Origin of the sequence: Pseudomonas wadenswilerensis (assembly GCF_900497695.1) — a bacterium.
Lineage (GTDB): Bacteria > Pseudomonadota > Gammaproteobacteria > Pseudomonadales > Pseudomonadaceae > Aquipseudomonas > Aquipseudomonas wadenswilerensis.
This window is the reverse complement of the sequence record NZ_UIDD01000005.1, coordinates 241,427-258,385: the sequence shown is the minus strand read 5'-3', so window position 1 is coordinate 258,385 and position 16,959 is coordinate 241,427. Positions and strand designations below refer to the sequence as shown.

General features: G+C 62.4%; 15 protein-coding genes and 1 pseudogene. 6 read left to right on the top strand and 10 right to left on the bottom strand.

Annotated features, from left to right (window positions below):
* Positions 1-19 precede the first annotated feature (19 nt).
* The gene (locus CCOS864_RS08450) at positions 20-502 is read right to left on the bottom strand and encodes a GAF domain-containing protein (RefSeq protein ID WP_115085905.1); all 483 of its coding nucleotides are present in this window, start codon (positions 500-502) and stop codon (positions 20-22) included.
* Complete coding sequence (locus tag CCOS864_RS08445) at positions 499-1,389, bottom strand: ATP-binding protein (protein ID WP_115085904.1); 891 nt, start codon at positions 1,387-1,389, stop codon at positions 499-501. Before CCOS864_RS08445 ends, CCOS864_RS08450 begins: the two co-directional genes overlap by 4 nt.
* A gap of 82 nt (positions 1,390-1,471) precedes the next feature.
* Here CCOS864_RS08445 and CCOS864_RS08440 point away from each other — a divergent pair, with 82 nt between their 5' ends.
* The gene (locus tag CCOS864_RS08440; protein ID WP_115085903.1) at positions 1,472-3,832 is read left to right on the top strand and encodes a response regulator; all 2,361 of its coding nucleotides are present in this window, start codon (positions 1,472-1,474) and stop codon (positions 3,830-3,832) included.
* On the opposite strand, the gene CCOS864_RS08435 is transcribed toward CCOS864_RS08440, so the two are convergent.
* Positions 3,825-4,310 (bottom strand): glutathione peroxidase, encoded by a 486-nt coding sequence (locus tag CCOS864_RS08435; RefSeq protein WP_115085902.1) that lies wholly within the window; start codon positions 4,308-4,310, stop codon positions 3,825-3,827. The two genes, CCOS864_RS08440 and CCOS864_RS08435, sit on opposite strands and share 8 nt — an antisense overlap.
* Before the next feature lie 15 nt (positions 4,311-4,325).
* On the bottom strand, positions 4,326-4,718 hold the full coding sequence (gene msrB / locus CCOS864_RS08430; protein ID WP_115085975.1) for a peptide-methionine (R)-S-oxide reductase MsrB: 393 nt from the start codon (positions 4,716-4,718) through the stop codon (positions 4,326-4,328).
* Between the two features lie 167 nt (positions 4,719-4,885).
* On the opposite strand from msrB, the gene CCOS864_RS08425 reads away from it, so the two are divergent.
* A complete protein-coding gene (locus tag CCOS864_RS08425) occupies positions 4,886-6,097 on the top strand; it encodes a pyridoxal phosphate-dependent aminotransferase (RefSeq protein ID WP_010226289.1) in 1,212 nt (403 codons plus the stop codon).
* 225 nt (positions 6,098-6,322) lie between these two features.
* The gene (htpX, locus tag CCOS864_RS08420; protein ID WP_036996500.1) at positions 6,323-7,210 is read left to right on the top strand and encodes a protease HtpX; all 888 of its coding nucleotides are present in this window, start codon (positions 6,323-6,325) and stop codon (positions 7,208-7,210) included.
* 48 nt (positions 7,211-7,258) lie between these two features.
* Here the strand turns inward: htpX and CCOS864_RS08415 are convergent, their stop codons facing one another.
* A complete protein-coding gene (locus CCOS864_RS08415) occupies positions 7,259-7,909 on the bottom strand; it encodes a thiopurine S-methyltransferase (RefSeq protein WP_115085901.1) in 651 nt (216 codons plus the stop codon).
* Positions 7,910-8,014: 105 nt separating this feature from the next.
* On the opposite strand from CCOS864_RS08415, the gene CCOS864_RS08410 reads away from it, so the two are divergent.
* A complete protein-coding gene (locus CCOS864_RS08410) occupies positions 8,015-8,782 on the top strand; it encodes a DODA-type extradiol aromatic ring-opening family dioxygenase (protein WP_115085900.1) in 768 nt (255 codons plus the stop codon).
* Positions 8,783-9,465: 683 nt separating this feature from the next.
* Here the strand turns inward: CCOS864_RS08410 and CCOS864_RS08405 are convergent.
* Together CCOS864_RS08405 and CCOS864_RS08400 are read right to left on the bottom strand one after the other, a co-directional pair.
* Complete coding sequence (locus CCOS864_RS08405) at positions 9,466-11,127, bottom strand: DEAD/DEAH box helicase (RefSeq protein ID WP_038994122.1); 1,662 nt, start codon at positions 11,125-11,127, stop codon at positions 9,466-9,468.
* A 356-nt stretch (positions 11,128-11,483) separates the two neighbouring features.
* Positions 11,484-12,239 (bottom strand): spermidine synthase, encoded by a 756-nt coding sequence (locus CCOS864_RS08400; protein ID WP_115085899.1) that lies wholly within the window; start codon positions 12,237-12,239, stop codon positions 11,484-11,486.
* Between the two features lie 130 nt (positions 12,240-12,369).
* Here CCOS864_RS08400 and CCOS864_RS08395 point away from each other — a divergent pair, with 130 nt between their 5' ends.
* Positions 12,370-13,716 carry a class II 3-deoxy-7-phosphoheptulonate synthase gene (locus CCOS864_RS08395; RefSeq protein WP_115085898.1) on the top strand — a complete coding sequence of 449 codons (1,347 nt, stop codon included), beginning with the start codon at positions 12,370-12,372 and terminating at the stop codon, positions 13,714-13,716.
* Here the strand turns inward: CCOS864_RS08395 and CCOS864_RS08390 are convergent.
* Together CCOS864_RS08390 and CCOS864_RS08385 are read right to left on the bottom strand one after the other, a co-directional pair.
* Positions 13,697-14,938, bottom strand: a pseudogene (locus tag CCOS864_RS08390) (winged helix-turn-helix domain-containing protein). The gene CCOS864_RS08395 and the pseudogene CCOS864_RS08390 sit on opposite strands and share 20 nt — an antisense overlap.
* Before the next feature lie 58 nt (positions 14,939-14,996).
* The gene (locus CCOS864_RS08385; RefSeq protein WP_325175816.1) at positions 14,997-15,227 is read right to left on the bottom strand and encodes a DUF1127 domain-containing protein; all 231 of its coding nucleotides are present in this window, start codon (positions 15,225-15,227) and stop codon (positions 14,997-14,999) included.
* A gap of 97 nt (positions 15,228-15,324) precedes the next feature.
* On the opposite strand from CCOS864_RS08385, the gene CCOS864_RS08380 reads away from it, so the two are divergent.
* Positions 15,325-16,179, top strand: coding sequence for a LysR family transcriptional regulator (locus tag CCOS864_RS08380; protein ID WP_115085896.1), 855 nt, complete (start codon positions 15,325-15,327; stop codon positions 16,177-16,179).
* Here the strand turns inward: CCOS864_RS08380 and CCOS864_RS08375 are convergent.
* Positions 16,169-16,918: a sulfite exporter TauE/SafE family protein gene (locus tag CCOS864_RS08375; RefSeq protein ID WP_115085895.1), complete on the bottom strand. Its 750-nt coding sequence runs from the start codon at positions 16,916-16,918 to the stop codon at positions 16,169-16,171. The genes CCOS864_RS08380 and CCOS864_RS08375 overlap by 11 nt on opposite strands.
* Positions 16,919-16,959: the final 41 nt, after the last annotated feature.

Sequence of the window (16,959 nt, the reverse complement as noted above, 5' to 3'; positions counted from 1 at the left end):
CGCGATCAAAGTTCACTCGTCAGCAATCAGTCAAACGCAGAAAAATCCCCGCCAAACGCTCCAGCCCCACCTGATCCGCCTCACTGAAACGCGCAAGCTTCGGGCTGTCCAGGTCCAGCACGCCAAGCAACCGCCCGTCCTTGACCAGCGGAATCACCAGCTCGCTGTTCGACGCACTGTCGCAGGCAATGTGCCCGGGAAACGCGTGCACATCTTCCACCCGCTGGGTTTCCTGGCTGGCCGCTGCCGCCCCGCATACTCCACGGCCGAAAGGGATGCGCACGCAGGCCACCTGCCCCTGGAACGGCCCGAGGACCAACTGCTCGTTACGATTGAGGTAGAAGCCGGCCCAGTTCAGGTCTTCGACCTGGCTGTAGAGAAACGCCGAAAACTGCGCGGCGTTGGCAATGAAGTCGCGCTCATCGGCAAGCAGGGCTTCCAGCTGTGCCGCCAGCAGGCCATAACCTTCAAGGCCGGCGCCGGTAGCGTTGAGATCGATCATGGTTTTTGCTCCAACAGTTTCAGCCCGACCCAATAGCGGGCGAACTGGTAGGCACAACGGCCGTTACGGTTGCCGCGGCCGGTGGCCCAGCGCACAGCGAGTATGTCCAGCTCTGCATCGCGGCTCCAGGCCAGGCCCGCGCTTTCGGCCAACTGGGTGATCCAGTGCTCGACCACGTTGAGGAAATGCTCCTGGGTGAAGGGGTAGAACGACAGCCACAGGCCGAAGCGGTCAGACAGGGCAATCTTGTCCTCCACCGCCTCGTTGGGGTGCAGTTCGCCGTCGACCATCTTCCAGTTTTCGTTGTCGCTCTGCTTTTCCGGCACCAGGTGCCGGCGGTTCGAGGTGGCGTACAGCAGCACGTTGTCCGGCGCCTGCTCCAGCGAGCCGTCGAGCACGCTCTTGAGCACCCGGTAGTCACCCTCCCCGGCTTCGAACGAGAGATCATCGCAAAACAGCACAAAGCGTTGCGGCAGCTTCTGCAGTTGCTCGACCACCCGCGGCAGGTCGGCCAGGTGATCACGCTCGATTTCGATCAGACGCAGGCCGGCCTTGGCATGCTCGGCCAATAACGCCCGCACCAGCGACGACTTGCCGGTACCACGCGAGCCCCACAGCAGCGCATGGTTGGCCGGCATGCCATCGAGAAACTGGCGGGTGTTGCGCCCCAGTTGTTCGCGCTGCTGATCGACACCGATCAGGTCGGACAGACGCATGTCGAGGCTGACCTCCAGCGGCAACAGATAACCGCTACGGCCATCGCGCTGCCAGCGCGCGGCCAGGCACTGCGACCAGTCGATGCTCTGGCGCGGTGCCGGCAACAAGGGTTCAAGGCGGGCGAGCACGGTTTCGGCGCGCTCCAGAAAAGCGTTCAAACGAGAGTCCACAAGACTTCCTCTAGACAGGTGCAAGGACAAAAGCACAGCTGAATGTGTGACAGGGCGTGCCAGCAGCCGGGACTGATCGGCTATGCTTGCGCAGCGCACGGAACGTGAAACTGGCTCGGGACTCATGGATATCAAGTTCACCAATCGCCTGTCCTACAAGCAAGCCCGGCTGACGGTCCTGGTCGGCTTCATCCTGGGTACATTGCTCAGTCTCATCCAGATCGGTATCGATTATGCCAGTGAAGACGCCTCCATCAACCGCGAGATGCAGGCGTTGCTGCAAATCAGCCATAACCCGGCCTCGCGCATCGCCTACAACATCGATGCCGAGCTCGCCCAGGAACTGACCCGTGGCCTGCTGCAATCACCGGCCATCACCCGCGCCCGGCTGATCGACAATAACCAAACAGTACTCGCCGACGTGCAGCGCCCGCGCCAGGAAAGCGGTTATCGCCTGATGAGCGATTTTTTGTTCGGCGACAATCGTGAATTCCAGGACCGGCTGTTTCTCAGCCACATGCCCGATGATTACCTCGGCACGCTGTTCCTGGAAGTCGACACCTTCACCTTCGGCAGCCGCTTTCTCAAGCGTGCCGAGGTCACCCTGCTCAACGGTTTCATGCGCAGCCTGATCCTTACCGGCATTCTCCTGGGTCTGTTCTACATCATGCTGACCCAGCCGCTGGTGCGGGTGATCAGCGCCCTGAGCAACAGCGACTCGCGCAATCCGGCGCAGTCCAAGCTGTCGTTCCCGCCCGGTCACGAACACGACGAGATCGGCGTGCTGGTCAAGGTTGCCAACCAGCAGTTCGTCAGCATGGCCACCGAGATCCAGCAACGGCGCAATGCCGAGAACCGCCTGACCGATTACCTCAACGAACTGGAAAACATCGTCTCGGCGCGCACCAACGAGCTCAAGGCCAGCAACACCCGCCTGAGCCAGTCCAATGAAGAGCTCGAAGAAGCCCGGCGCCGCGCCCTGGACATGGCTCAGGCCCGCGCCGCCTTTCTGGCCAACATGAGCCATGAAATCCGCACACCGCTCAATGGCCTCTTGGGCATGATCGCGCTTTCCCTGGACAGCCCGCTCAATGCCGAACAACGCCAGCAGCTGTCGATTGCCCACGACTCGGGCAAGGTGTTGGTGGAACTGCTCAACGATGTTCTCGACCTGTCCAAGTTCGATGCCGGGCAGCTGGAGCTAGAACGCATCCCCTTCGACCTTGGCGCCCTGGTCGAAGATACCGCCAACCTGCTGTCGCAGAACGCCGCACCCAGCGTCGAGCTGACCTGCCTGATCGACCCGCAGTTCCCTTCGATGGTGCTCGGCGACCCAACCCGGGTGCGGCAGATCGTCAGCAACCTGCTGTCCAATGCCTTGAAATTCACTCGCTTCGGCCGTGTCGATGTGCGCCTGAGCAGTTACCCCGGCGGCGTTCGTCTGGAGGTCTGCGATACCGGCATCGGCATCCCCAGCGAAGCCCAGGTAAGGATCTTCCAGCCCTTCACCCAGGCAGGTGCCGGCATCACTCGCCAGTACGGCGGTACCGGCCTGGGCCTGGCGCTGACCAATAACCTCTGCGAGGCCATGCAGGGGCGCCTGAGCATCAGCTCCGAAGCCGGCTTCGGCAGCCAGTTCAGCGCCGAACTGCCCTTGCCCAGCCATACGGCGGCGGTACCTGCGCAAGCCTTGCGCGGCAGTGTTGCGGCAATCAGCAATGCCAGCAGCGGCCTCGCCGAATTGCTACAGACGCTGCTGCCCGGCTGGGGCCTGGACTACCAACGTTACGACAGCCCCGAGCAACTCAAGAAGGCAACGCCAGACCTGCTGATCACCGATGACCTGGACTGCCTGTTCAACCTGCGTCCACTGATCAGCGCACCGATTCTGCTGGTTACCGCCTATGGCAACTTCCTGCCCGGTGAACAGGCAGCACACCTGGCCCCTCTACAGCAGCAGGCACGGCCGCTGGCGCGCAACGCCCTGTACCAGACCCTGCGGCGCACGTTGCACGGGGCCGACAGTATCAACCAGTCACCACTCAGCGGCGCCCAGTACAGCGAGCGCCGTGCGCGCATTCTGCTGGTCGAGGACAACCCGGTAAATCAACTGGTGGCCAAGGGCATGCTGGCCAAGCTCGGCTGCGAGGTCAGCGTCGCCGCCCATGGTGCCGACGCGCTTGAACAGCTGGAGCAGTCACCCTTCGACCTGGTACTGATGGACTGCAACATGCCAGTGATGGACGGTTATGAAGCCAGCCGGCGGATCCGCCAGAGCGGACGCTGGCCAGACCTGCCGATCGTCGCCCTGACCGCCAACGCCATGCCCGAAGAGCGCGAACGCTGCCGGGCGGCGGGAATGAGCGACTACCTGGCCAAGCCGTTTCGCCGCGAAGAGCTGCTGGCACTGATCGATCACTGGGTGCCGTTGACGACTACCTGAGCAGTTTTTCGATTGAGCCGGTCAAGGCGTCCGGCTTGGTGCTCGGCGCATAGCGGGTGACTTTGCCGGTGGCCGGGTCGAGCAGAAACTTGGTGAAGTTCCACTTGACCCCTTGCGAGCCGAAAAAGCCGGGGGCGCGCTTTTTCAACTCGACAAACAGTGGATGGGCGCCGGCGCCATTGACCTCGATCTTGCGAAACAACGGGAAACTGACGCCGAAGTTCAGCTCGCAGAACTGCGCAATTTCGTGCGCATCGCCCGGCTCCTGCTTGCCGAACTGGTTGCAGGGGAAGCCCAGCACCACCAGCCCCTGCTCGCGATAACGCTGCCAGAGCTGTTCAAGGCCTTTGTACTGCGGGGTAAAACCGCACTGGCTGGCAGTGTTGACCACCAGCAGCGCCTTGGCAGGGTAATCGGCCAGGGCTTTTTGCTCACCGGTAAGGGTAATGCAGGGAATCTTCAGCAGTGCGTCGGCCATGACCTTTCTCCTTTATCAGCGGGGAACCAGGTCCAGGCAGACCGAGTTGATGCAATAACGCAGCCCGGTCGGCGGCGGACCGTCAGGGAACACATGCCCCAGGTGGGCATCACATTTGGCGCAGGTGACCTCGGTGCGGATCATGCCGTGGGAAGTGTCGCGAATCTCGATCATCGCGCTGTCGGCAATCGGCTCATAGAAGCTGGGCCAGCCACAACCGGAATCAAATTTGGCTTGCGAATCGAACAGCGCTTCGCCGCAGCAGATACAATGGTAGACGCCATCGGTCTTGGTGCCATTGTATTTGCCACTGAACGGCCGCTCGGTGCCCTTCAGGCGGCACACGTTGTACTGCTCGGGGTCGAGCATGGCGCGCCATTCTTCCAGGGTTTTCTCGAGTTTTTCCATCATCAGGCCTCATCTGTCCAAAAACCCCGCGCCATGGCTTTTCCACAGAGCGGGTGGCACGTATATTATTGCGCCTCATCAGACATCAGTCTGGCACCCGCGTCATACGCATTTCAAACGTTTTCACAGCGCAATGCGCGGCGATCTTTTCTAATCGGGATCACATCATGCAGGTCAGCAAATCGAACAAGCTCGCCAATGTCTGCTATGACATTCGCGGCCCGGTGCTCAAGCACGCCAAACGCCTGGAAGAGGAAGGTCATCGCATCCTCAAGCTGAACATTGGCAACCCGGCACCCTTTGGTTTCGAGGCGCCGGACGAGATCCTCCAGGATGTGATACGCAACCTGCCGACCGCCCAGGGCTACAGCGACTCCAAAGGCCTGTTCAGCGCGCGCAAGGCGGTGATGCAGTACTACCAGCAAAAGCAGGTCGAAGGTGTCGGCATCGAAGACATCTACCTGGGCAACGGCGTCTCCGAACTGATCGTGATGTCGATGCAGGCGCTGCTCAACAACGGCGACGAAGTGCTGATCCCGGCCCCGGACTACCCGCTGTGGACCGCCGCAGTCAGCCTGGCCGGCGGTAACCCGGTGCATTACCTGTGCGATGAGCAGGCCGACTGGTTCCCGGACCTTGACGACATCAAGGCCAAGATCACCTCCAACACCAAGGCCCTGGTGATCATCAACCCGAACAACCCGACCGGTGCCGTGTACTCGCGCGAGCTGCTGCTGGGCATGCTTGAGCTGGCCCGCCAACATAACCTGGTGGTGTTTTCCGACGAGATCTACGACAAGATCCTCTATGACGAAGCCGTGCACATCAGCACCGCTTCGCTGGCCCCGGACCTGCTCTGCCTGACCTTCAACGGCCTGTCCAAATCCTACCGGGTAGCGGGCTTCCGCTCCGGCTGGCTGGCCATCTCGGGGCCCAAGCACCACGCCCAGAGCTACATCGAAGGCATCGACATGCTGGCCAACATGCGCCTGTGCGCCAACGTACCGAGCCAGCACGCCATCCAGACCGCCCTCGGCGGCTACCAGAGCATCAACGACCTGGTGCTGCCGCAGGGCCGCCTGCTGGAACAGCGCAACCGCACCTGGGAACTGCTCAACAGCATTCCCGGGGTCAGCTGCGTCAAGCCGATGGGTGCGCTGTATGCGTTCCCGCGCATCGACCCGAAAGTCTGTCCAATCCACAACGACGAGAAGTTCGTCCTCGACCTGCTGCTCTCGGAAAAGCTTCTGATCGTCCAGGGTACCGCCTTCAACTGGCCATGGCCGGACCACTTCCGCGTGGTGACCCTGCCACGGGTCGACGACCTGGAGCAGGCCATCGGCCGTATCGGAAACTTCCTGAAGACATATCAGCAGTAACCTACAGTTGATATCGAATCGTCTGCGCCACTCCCGGCGCAGACCTTACAGAGCAAGCGTTCAGCCCTGACATCACCCGCCGCTCTGGCGTGCGGGTTGCTGGAATTCGTCTGTAATACAGGCAAGTACACAGTTTGAAATAGTCGCCCTGTTGAATCACCGCAGCGCGCACCTTATATACCCCGCATACGTGACACTTTTATCCGTCAGGAGAACGTAACAACCATGATGCGCATCTTACTGTTTGTGGCCACCAACCTCGCGGTTGTGCTGATTGCCAGCATTACCTTGAGCCTGTTTGGCTTCAACGGGTTCATGGCGGCCAACGGGGTTGACCTCAAACTCGACCAGCTGCTGATTTTCTGTGCGGTGTTCGGCTTTGCCGGCTCGCTGATCTCGCTGTTCATCTCCAAGTGGATGGCGAAGATGAGCACTGGCACGCAAATCATCAGCCAGCCGCGCACCCGCCACGAACAATGGCTGCTGCAGACCGTCGAGGAACTGTCCCGCGAAGCCGGCATCAAGATGCCGGAAGTGGGTATCTTCCCGGCCTACGAGGCCAATGCCTTCGCCACCGGCTGGAACCGCAACGATGCACTGGTAGCGGTCAGCCAGGGACTGCTGGAGCGTTTTTCGCCCGATGAAGTACGCGCTGTACTGGCCCACGAGATTGGCCACGTAGCCAACGGCGACATGGTCACCCTCGCCCTGGTGCAAGGGGTGGTCAACACCTTCGTGATGTTCTTTGCCCGCATCATCGGCAACTTCGTCGACAAGGTGATCTTCAAGAACGAAGAAGGCCAGGGTATCGCCTACTATATCGCGACCATCGTCGCCGAACTGGTACTGGGCATCCTGGCCAGCATCATCGTCATGTGGTTCTCGCGCAAACGCGAGTTCCGCGCCGACGAAGCCGGTGCCCGCCTGGCCGGCACCAACGCAATGATCGGCGCCCTGCAGCGCCTGCGCTCGGAGCAAGGTGTACCGGTGCACATGCCCGACACCCTGAACGCCTTCGGCATCAACGGCGGCCTCAAGCAGGGCCTGGCCGGCCTGCTGATGAGCCACCCGCCGCTGGAAGACCGTATCGAAGCCCTGCGTCGTCGAGGCTGATCGGACACCCGCTACAAAAAAGGGCGACTTCGGTCGCCCTTTTGCATTTCAGCGCTGCAGCCGGTACACCCGCTCGAACAGCAGCGGCACCCCGGCCTGAACGAACTTGGGACTCTCGGCGAGAATGTCCCGCGCCTCCAGCGCCTGCGGCTGCCAGCCAGCGAACAGCTGCCGCACCTCTGCATCGACCACCGCAAAGGGCGGCCCCTCCAGCAGGGCCTGGTCGTAATCCATGGTGATCAGCAGGCCTTGGCAATCTTGCGACAGGTATCCAGTCAGCAGCGCTGCATAGCGCTCGCGCGACGCCGGCGGCAAGGCAATCACCGCCGCCCGGTCATACAGTGCACTGCAGTCGGCGATATCTTCGACCTGCAAGGCGAAGAAGTCACCACACCACACCTCCAAAGGGCCGCTTCGATAGGTCTTGAACGCGCCCCGCTGGCCGACCTCGGGCTGCAACTGCTGCTCGCTGAAAAAGTCCTCCACCGCACGCTGGGAAAGCTCGACACCGAGCACCTGATGGCCCTGCCCGGCCAGCCAGGCCAGGTCCAGGCTCTTGCCACACAAGGGCACCAGCACCTTGCTACCGGGCGCCAGGCCCAGCGTCGGCCAGAACTGCTGCAGGTAGCTGTTGACCCGGCCCTGATGAAAGCCGATCTGATTGTCCGCCCAGCGTTTGTGCCAGAACTCTGCCTGCATGGCATACCTCGAATTATTCGATGGGTTTATGCGAAAACTTATATTGGAATCAGATCAATGATCTGCCGGAAGATGGACTCATCTTAACCGCCAGGAACCCTTTCCATGCTGCCTAGCCTGTTTATTTCTCACGGCTCGCCCATGCTCGCCCTTGAACCTGGCGCCAGCGGTCCGGCCTTGGCACGCCTGGCCGCAGAGCTGGCGCGACCCAAGGCCATCGTGGTGGTCTCGGCGCACTGGGAGAGCCGTGAGCTGTGGGTGTCCGGCCACCCCCACCCCGAAACCTGGCATGACTTCGGCGGTTTTCCTGCCGCCCTGTATGCCGTGCAGTATCCCGCCCCCGGCGAACCGGCGCTGGCCGAGCGACTGACGAGCCTGTTGTGCGATGCCGGACTACCCGCGCGCCTTGACCCCAAACGCCCTTTTGACCATGGCGTGTGGGTTCCGCTGTCACTGATGTATCCAGCGGCCGACATCCCCGTGGTACAGGTCTCTCTCCCCAGCCAGATGGGCCCGCAGTTGCAGGAACGGGTGGGCAAGGCCCTGGCGCAACTGCGCGAGGAAGACATCCTGTTGATCGGCTCCGGCAGCATTACCCACAACCTGCGCGAACTGGACTGGCATGCCGGCCCGGAAAGCGTCGAGCCCTGGGCCCTGGCATTTCGTGACTGGATGATCGACAAGCTGGCAGCCGATGACACCCCTGCCCTGCACGACTACCGCCAGCAAGCGCCGTTTGCAGTGCGCAACCATCCAAGTGATGAGCACTTGTTGCCGCTGTACTTCGCCCGGGGTGCGGGTGGGCGCTTCGGGATTGCCCACCAGGGGTTTACGCTGGGGGCGCTGGGGATGGATATCTACCGGTTCGACTGATCCTGCGCGCTCGATCGCTGGCAAGACCAGCTCCCACAGGATTGGCGCAAGACCTGTAGGAGCGCTGGCAAGTCCCGCCCACAGAATTGGCGCCGCTCTTGAGAGCGGTGCCGGACCTGTGGGAGCTGGCTTGCCAGCGATGAGGCCAGCCCCGCCAGCACATCAGACGGCGCCTGGATTACGACCGCTGCGCGCTCGATCGCTGGCAAGACCAGCTCCCACAGAATTGGCGCAAGACCTGTAGGAGCGCTGGTAAGTCCCGCCCACAGAATTGGCGCCGCTCTTGAGAGCGGTGCCGGACCTGTGGGAGCTGGCTTGCCAGCGATGAGGCCAGTCCCACCAGCACATCAGACGGCGCCTGGATTACGACCGCTGCGCGCTCGATCGCTGGCAAGACCAGCTCCCACAGAATTGGCGCAAGACCTGTAGGAGCGCTGGCAAGTCCCGCCCACAGAATTGGCGCCGCTCTTGGGAGCGGTGCCGGACCTGTGGGAACTGGCTTGCCAGCGATGAGGCCAGTCCCGCCAGCACATCAGACGGCGCCTGGATTACGACCGCTGCGCGCTCGATCGCTGGCAAGACCAGCTCCCACAGGGTGGATACACCCCCACGGACAGCTCCACAGACCGGCACAGGCAAAAAAAATCCCCGAACCAGTCGGGGATTTTTTTATCGCTCGCGGATCAGTCTTCGCGGTAGCGGCGCAGCTTCAGCTGCTTGCCGGCAACACGGGTGTCCTTGAGCTTGGTCAGCAGACGCTCCAGACCTTCCTCCGGCAGCTCGACCAGGCTGAAGCTGTCGCGCACCTGGATGCGGCCGATGGCTTCGCGGGCCAGGCCGCCTTCGTTGAGGATGGCGCCCAGCAGGTTCTTGGCGGCGATACCGTCACGCGCACCCAGCGCGGTACGGCAACGGGCACGACCTTCACCCAGCGGCATCGGTGCACGACGCTCACGCTCGCCACGCTCTGGACGATCGCCAGTGCGCTCACGCGGAGTGTAGGTCGGAACCAGCGGCTGCTCTTTCTCGACCGCATCCAGGGTCAGGGCCTGACCGTTGGTAGCCTTGCGCAGCAGAGCGGCGGCCAGGGCACGTGGGCTGCAACCGATGTCGGCAGTCAGGCGATCAAGCAGATCACCGTGGGTCGACTCGGCGTCAGCAACCAGCGGCGCCAGGCTGTTGGTCAGCTTCTTGATGCGGGCATCGAGAACGGCCTGGGCGTTAGGCAGGCGAACTTCAGCCACCTTCTGACCGGTAACACGCTCGATCACCTGCAGCATGCGACGCTCGCGCGGGGTAACCAGCAGCAGCGCACGGCCTTCGCGACCGGCACGGCCAGTACGGCCGATACGGTGAACGTAGGACTCAGGGTCGTACGGCATGTCAACGTTGAACACGTGAGTGATGCGCGGTACGTCCAGGCCACGAGCAGCGACGTCGGTAGCGACGACGATGTCCAGGCGGCCATCCTTGAGCGAGTCGATGACGCGCTCGCGCTGGTTCTGGGCAATGTCACCGTTCAGCGCAGCGGCTTTGTAGCCTTTGGCTTCCAGGGCGCTGGCCAGGTCCAGGGTGGCTTGCTTGGTACGCACGAAGGCGATCAGCGCGTCGAACTCTTCCACTTCCAGCAGACGCAGGACAGCGGAAACCTTCTGGTCGGCGTGGACCATCAGGTGGGCTTGTTCGATCGCGGTAACGGTCTGGGTCTTGGTCTGGATCTTGACGTGCTTCGGCTCGCGCAGGTGGCGCTCGGCGATGGCACGGATCGAGGCTGGCAGAGTGGCCGAGAACAGTACGGTCTGACGGCTTTCCGGCATGGCCTTGAAGATTACTTCGAGGTCATCCATGAAGCCCAGCTTGAGCATTTCGTCGGCTTCGTCGAGCACCAGGTGGTTGACGGTTGCCAGGACCTTCTCGTCGCGACGCAGGTGGTCGCACAGACGGCCAGGGGTAGCAACGACGATTTGCGCGCCGTTACGGATTGCTTTCAGTTGTGGGCCCATCGGGGCACCACCGTATACAGCCACCACGGTAACGCCCGGCATCTGCTTGGCGTAGGTTTCAAAAGCGGTGGCTACTTGCAGCGCCAACTCACGGGTTGGCGCCAGGATCAGGGCTTGCGGCTCGCGCTTGCTCGGGTCGATGCGGTGCAGGATTGGCAGAGCGAAGGCGGCGGTTTTACCGGTACCTGTCTGCGCCTGACCAATCATGTCGTGACCGGCAAGAATAATCGGGATCGATTGCTGCTGAATGGCCGATGGCTCTTCGTAGCCAGTAGCCACAACGGCGGCAACAATACTTGGATGAAGATCGAGAGCGGCGAAGCCGCCGGTTTCCTGGGTCATGGGTCTGCCTCTAAGTGCATCCGCAAAGACCCATGCTCCAAAGCTGCACATGCCTTGTAAGACCCGAAGGTCACCCTGGCAGCTTTGTCGGCGGGGATTTGCGAAAACGATTGAAGAAAAAAAGGAACGTCAAGGAGAGTCCGCGATGCGGACGCGCAGCCGAAGCTGGCTTCGGGGAATTGCACTACCTTAAACGAGGTCCGGTGAAAGACCGGCGCGTACTATACCTGAATTAGCCGTTCACGGGAGATTTTTTTAATGAAACACGCCAGCGCCAGGCCACGTTGCGGCGGGCCCGGGAAGTTAACGAGGCTGGCGGCTGAATCGATTTTCCGCCAGTGACACAGTGACGCGCCTCAGGACGCCGGGCGAATCGCGCCGATCAGCGGTTGCAACGAGTAGCCCAGTTGTGGCGCCAGGGCCTCGGCCCGGGCGGTCAGGCCTGGCAGATCGAGCTGCTGATCCAGGTCAGCCGGTACCATGAGGATCACGTTGCCCTCCTTGACCGGCAGCTCCCAGTAATGACGGTGATAGAGGCCACGCAGCAACGCCGCACCCAATGGCTTGCCGTCGTCACCGGCCCATTGATTGATCACCAGCCAGCCCCCGGGGTTCAGGCGCTTCTGACAGTTTTCCAGAAAACTCCAGGCCAGGTGCGCGACGCCCGGACCATGGTCGGTATACAGGTCGACGAAGATCAGGTCGGCGCATTCGGCCGTCTCCAGCAACTCCATCGCATCACCGATGCGGATATACAGGCGCGGGTCATCATCCAGGCCCATGTACTCGATGGCCAGGCGCGGCACATCCGGGCGCAGTTCAATGGCCTCGACGTCTTCCAGCGGCAGGAACTTCAGGCAGGCCTGAGTCAGGGTGCCGGCACCCAGGCCCAGAAACAGCGCGCTTTCCGGTTCAGGGTGGGCCAGCGCACCAATCAGCATGGCACGGGTATAGTCGTACTCAAGCCAGCTCGGGTCGGCGGTGAACACGCAGCTCTGCTCGATCGCCTCGCCGAACTCGAGGAAGCGATAGTCCTCGACTTCCAGCACGCTGATAGTGCCGTACTGGTCATGCACCTGGGCCAGCAGCCGCTCTACCCGTTCCTCTGTCATGCTGTCTCCCGGCAGGCGCCGCTGTACCACGCAAAAAACCGCCATTGTCCGTCAATGGCGCCAGTGCAACAAGGCGCGCCGCAACTGTTAACATGGCAGACAGCCCTTTTCCGACCAGATCGAGCCCGTGATGAACCACCCCTGGAGTCCTGACAGCTGGCGCGCCCTGCCGATCCAGCAACAACCGAGCTACCCTGATGCTGCCCGCCTGCTCAATGTCGAGCAGACCCTGGCCAGCTATCCGCCGCTGGTATTTGCCGGCGAGGCCCGGGAACTGCGCCGTCAGTTCGCCGAGGTTACCCAGGGCCGCGCGTTCCTGTTGCAAGGCGGCGATTGCGCCGAGAGCTTCGCCGAGTTCTCGGCAGCCAAGATCCGTGACACCTTCAAGGTACTGCTGCAGATGGCCATCGTCATGACCTTTGCCGCCGGCTGCCCGGTGGTCAAGGTCGGTCGCATGGCCGGGCAGTTCGCCAAGCCGCGCTCAGCCGGCGATGAAACCATCGGTGGGGTCACCTTGCCGGCCTACCGTGGCGATATCGTCAACGGCATCGGCTTCGACCAGAAGAGCCGGGTGCCGGACCCGGAGCGCCTGCTGCAGGCCTACCATCAGTCCACCGCCAGCCTTAACCTGCTGCGCGCCTTTGCCCAGGGCGGGTTTGCCGATCTGCACCAGGTGCATAAATGGAACCTGGACTTCATCGCCAACTCGGCGCTGGCTGAAAAGTACAGCCAGCTGGCTGACCGCATCGATGAAACCCTGGCCTTCATGCGCGCCTGCGGCCTGGACAGCTCGCCGCAACTGCGCGAAACCAGTTTCTTCACCGCCCATGAGGCGCTGCTGCTGAACTACGAAGAAGCTTTCGTGCGCCGGGACAGCCTGACCAACGACTATTACGACTGCTCGGCGCATATGCTCTGGATCGGCGACCGCACCCGCCAGCTCGACGGCGCCCATGTCGAGTTCCTGCGCGGGGTGAACAACCCGATCGGGGTCAAGGTCGGACCCAGCATGAATACCGACGAGCTCATCCGCCTGATCGATGTGCTCAACCCGGACAACGACCCGGGTCGCCTCAACCTGATCGTGCGCATGGGCGCGAACAAGGTCGGCGAGCATCTGCCAGCGCTGATTCGCAGCGTCGAACGCGAAGGTCGCCAGGTGCTGTGGAGTTCCGACCCGATGCACGGCAACACCATCAAGGCCAGCAGCGGTTACAAGACTCGCGATTTCGCCCAGATTCTCAGCGAGGTCAAGCAATTCTTCCAGGTCCATCAGGCCGAAGGCAGTCACGCCGGTGGCATCCATATCGAGATGACCGGACAAAACGTCACCGAGTGCATCGGTGGCGCGCGACCGATCACCGAAGACTCCCTCTCCGACCGCTACCACACCCATTGCGATCCACGGATGAACGCCGATCAATCGCTGGAACTGGCGTTCTTGATCGCCGAGACCCTCAAGCAGGTACGTCGCTAAAGCGGCTGCTGGCCAGTGCCACGCGCAAGCGTGCGGCGCTGGCCCGCGGGCAATTCAACTGCACTTCGGCCAGGCCCAGCCAGGCGGCCATGCGTTGCAGGCTCTCGGCCAGGGCCTGCATGCCCGCTTCATCCAGCCCTGGCTGTTCCTCATGCACCGCGTGTACCGTCAGGCGCTCATGGGCACGCTCGGCACGCAGGTCTACACGGGCGGCAATGCGTTCGTTGTGCAGGAACGGCAGCACGTAATAGCCGTAGACGCGTTTGTGCGCCGGCGTGTAGATCTCCAGCCGGTAACGGAAATCAAAAAGACGCTCGGTGCGCTCGCGCTCCCACACCAATGAGTCAAAGGGCGAAAGCAACGCGCTGCTGCTCACTGTGCGCGGCACCCGCAGCGACGCCAGGCAGTACGCCGGTTGCGGCCAGGCCTGCACCGTACAGGCCTGCAAAGCGCCCTCCTCGAGCAACTCGGCCAACCGCGCACGGCTGTCGCCGGGGGCCAGGCGAAAATAGTCACGCAGGTCCTTCTCGGTGGCCACTCCCAACGCACCTGCGGCATGCAGTAAAAGCCCGCGTTGAGCGGCGGCCTCATCCATGGGCGGTTGCTCAAGCAGTGCAGCCGGCAGCACCCGCTGCGGCAAATCGTACAGGCGCTCGAAACCGCGGCGGCCGGCGACATTTACCAGCCCGGCGGCAAACAGCCATTCCAGCGCGTGTTTCTCGGCACTCCAGTCCCATCAGGGGCCGGCGCGCTCCTGGCGGGTCGACAGGCTGCCAGCGCCCAGGGCGCCCTGTTCGGTCACCGCCGCCAGCACCCGGGCGATGGTCGGTTGTTGTTCGCGGCCGAAGCGCGCCAACTGTTGATAAATGCCCTGGCCCTGGCGCGCTCGGTCCATGCGCCAACGCAGCAGCGGATACAGCTCCAGCGGCAGCAGCGAGGCCTCATGCCCCCAGTATTCGAAAAGTTTGCGTTGCCGGTTGCGCCCCCAGGCCAGTTGATCGAGCAACGCCTGTGGATAACTGCCGAGACGGGAAAACAGGGGAAGGTAGTGTGAACGCACCAGGGCATTGACCGAGTCGATCTGCACCACACCGAGGCGTTCGATCATCCGGTTCAGCTGCGCGGCACCGATCGACCTGTTCGCCTGCCGGTTGTTGAAGCCTTGGGCGGACAACGCCAGGCGGCGCGCCTGGGCCTGGGAAAAGGACTGTGTGGTGGGCATGCCCGGCTCCTTGTGAACAAGCCCACTTACATTAGTCGTGGCACTTCGATGACGCGACTCATTTTCTCAGCGGGTCATCCCAGAATGGACGCTCCACCTCGCGCAGAATATCCGCCCGGCTCAGGCCGATATCATCCAGCGCCGCATCACTCAGGCGCGCCAGTTCGCGGCGCTCGCGGTGCAATTGCCGCCAGCGCGTCAGTTGCTGACTGAAGCCTTGGGTGAATTGGTGGAACCAGCTGTGCCGGGACGTTGAGTACTGCAGAACAAGCGATTTCTGACCTTTCATCGTCTTACCCTCCTGTTGGGATGACGACAGTGTCAGACCCGGCATAAGATCAATCCAACGAATGTTTCTTATGTCATACATTTAGGAGATTGATGCCTTGTCCCAGTACCAGAGTATCGATTCCGACGTCCTGCGCACCTTTGTCGCCATCGCCGAACACGGCGGCTTCACCCGCGCTGGCGAAGTAGTCAACCGTACCCAGTCGGCGGTGAGCATGCAGATGAAGCGCCTGGAGGAGGACATCATCCAGCGCCAGCTGTTCGAGCGCGATGGCCGCCAGGTGCGCCTGACCGCCGAGGGCCAGGTGCTGCTCGGCTATGCCCGGCGCATCCTCAAGTTGCACGGCGAGGTGTTCAATACCCTGCGCATGCCGCACATGGTCGGCGTGGTGCGCATCGGCACTCCGGACGACTACGCCATGCGCTTTCTGCCAGGCATCCTTTCAAGCTTCGCCCAGGCCTATCCGCTGGTTCAGGTCGAGGTCCATTGCGAAAGTTCGCGGCAGTTGATGCAGCGCCAGGACCTGGACCTGACCATCATCACCCGTGAACCGGGCAACGAAATCGGTCAGTTGCTGCGTCGCGAGCGCGCGGTGTGGGTGCAGGCCCAGGGTTTCTGCCCGCATGAGCACAATCCTCTGCCGCTGGCGATGTTCAACTGCGATTGCTATTGCCGGACCTGGGCCTGCAATGCCCTGGATGCCATCGAGAAGGAGTACCGGATCGCCTACACCAGTGCCAGCACCGCGGCGATCATGGCCGTGGTCAGTGCCGGCCTGGCCGTTACCGCGCAGTTGCAGAGCCTGATAACCAGCGACTTGCAGATCATTGGCGAAGCCGAAGGCCTGCCGCCTTTGCCCACAGCCAGCATCATGCTGCTGCGCAATCGCACAACGCAGTCGGAAATGACCGACTGCCTGGCCGAATACATCATCGAAGGCTTCAGATCTTGAAGGCCAGCATTACCGCGCACAGCACCAAAAAGCCGCAGAACAGCGAACGTAGTGCTTTTTCCGGCAAGGCGTGAGCCAGTTTCACGCCCCAACTGATGCTCAGCAGGCCCCCGACAGCCAGCGGTATGCCCATGCTCCACTGCACATGCTGATGCAGGCCGTAGGTCAGCAAAGTGACGGCCGTGCTGGGGGCAGCCAAGGCCAGTGACAAACCTTGGGCAACCACCTGGGTGGTGCCGAACACGCTGGTCAGTACCGGCGTTGCCACCACGGCCCCACCGACGCCGAACAAACCGCCCAGCACCCCGGCACCGCTGCCCAGCACGCCCAGCCACGGCCAGGGCTGGCGCAGCTCACTGGCGGGCTGGGCAGTGCGCATGAACATCCGCGCCAGGTTCCAGGCCGCCAGCGCCCCCAGAAACAGCACAAAGCCAAAGCGCATGGCTTGGGTATCGACGCCCACGGCCCAGATCGAACCGAGCCAGGCGAAGACAAAGCCGGTCGTGGCCAGGGGCAACGCATGCTTGAGTTCGATGCGATTACGCTGGTGATACCGCCACAGCGCCAGCAGCACATTGGGCACCACCATCACCAGCGCCGTCCCCTGGGCCAATTGCTGGTCGAGACCGAACAGCACCCCCAGCGCCGGAATCGCGATCAGCCCGCCACCGATGCCGAACAACCCACCCACCGTGCCCAGTGCCGCGCCCAGCGCTATGTACATCGCCCACTCAATCATTGCCGCCTCTCTGAATTGCCAATCGCTGCATGCTACCGAGC

Bases quoted from the DNA above. Each gene is read 5' to 3' on its own strand.
- CCOS864_RS08450 (WP_115085905.1), bottom strand. From the start codon at position 502: ATGATCGATCTCAACGCTACCGGCGCCGGCCTTGAAGGTTATGGCCTG.
- CCOS864_RS08440 (WP_115085903.1), top strand. From the start codon at position 1,472: ATGCTTGCGCAGCGCACGGAACGTGAAACTGGCTCGGGACTCATGGAT.
- CCOS864_RS08435 (WP_115085902.1), bottom strand. From the start codon at position 4,310: ATGGCCGACGCACTGCTGAAGATTCCCTGCATTACCCTTACCGGTGAG.
- msrB (WP_115085975.1), bottom strand. From the start codon at position 4,718: ATGGAAAAACTCGAGAAAACCCTGGAAGAATGGCGCGCCATGCTCGAC.
- CCOS864_RS08425 (WP_010226289.1), top strand. From the start codon at position 4,886: ATGCAGGTCAGCAAATCGAACAAGCTCGCCAATGTCTGCTATGACATT.
- htpX (WP_036996500.1), top strand. From the start codon at position 6,323: ATGATGCGCATCTTACTGTTTGTGGCCACCAACCTCGCGGTTGTGCTG.
- CCOS864_RS08415 (WP_115085901.1), bottom strand. From the start codon at position 7,909: ATGCAGGCAGAGTTCTGGCACAAACGCTGGGCGGACAATCAGATCGGC.
- CCOS864_RS08410 (WP_115085900.1), top strand. From the start codon at position 8,015: ATGCTGCCTAGCCTGTTTATTTCTCACGGCTCGCCCATGCTCGCCCTT.
- CCOS864_RS08405 (WP_038994122.1), bottom strand. From the start codon at position 11,127: ATGACCCAGGAAACCGGCGGCTTCGCCGCTCTCGATCTTCATCCAAGT.
- CCOS864_RS08400 (WP_115085899.1), bottom strand. From the start codon at position 12,239: ATGACAGAGGAACGGGTAGAGCGGCTGCTGGCCCAGGTGCATGACCAG.
- CCOS864_RS08395 (WP_115085898.1), top strand. From the start codon at position 12,370: ATGAACCACCCCTGGAGTCCTGACAGCTGGCGCGCCCTGCCGATCCAG.
- CCOS864_RS08385 (WP_325175816.1), bottom strand. From the start codon at position 15,227: ATGAAAGGTCAGAAATCGCTTGTTCTGCAGTACTCAACGTCCCGGCAC.
- CCOS864_RS08375 (WP_115085895.1), bottom strand. From the start codon at position 16,918: ATGATTGAGTGGGCGATGTACATAGCGCTGGGCGCGGCACTGGGCACG.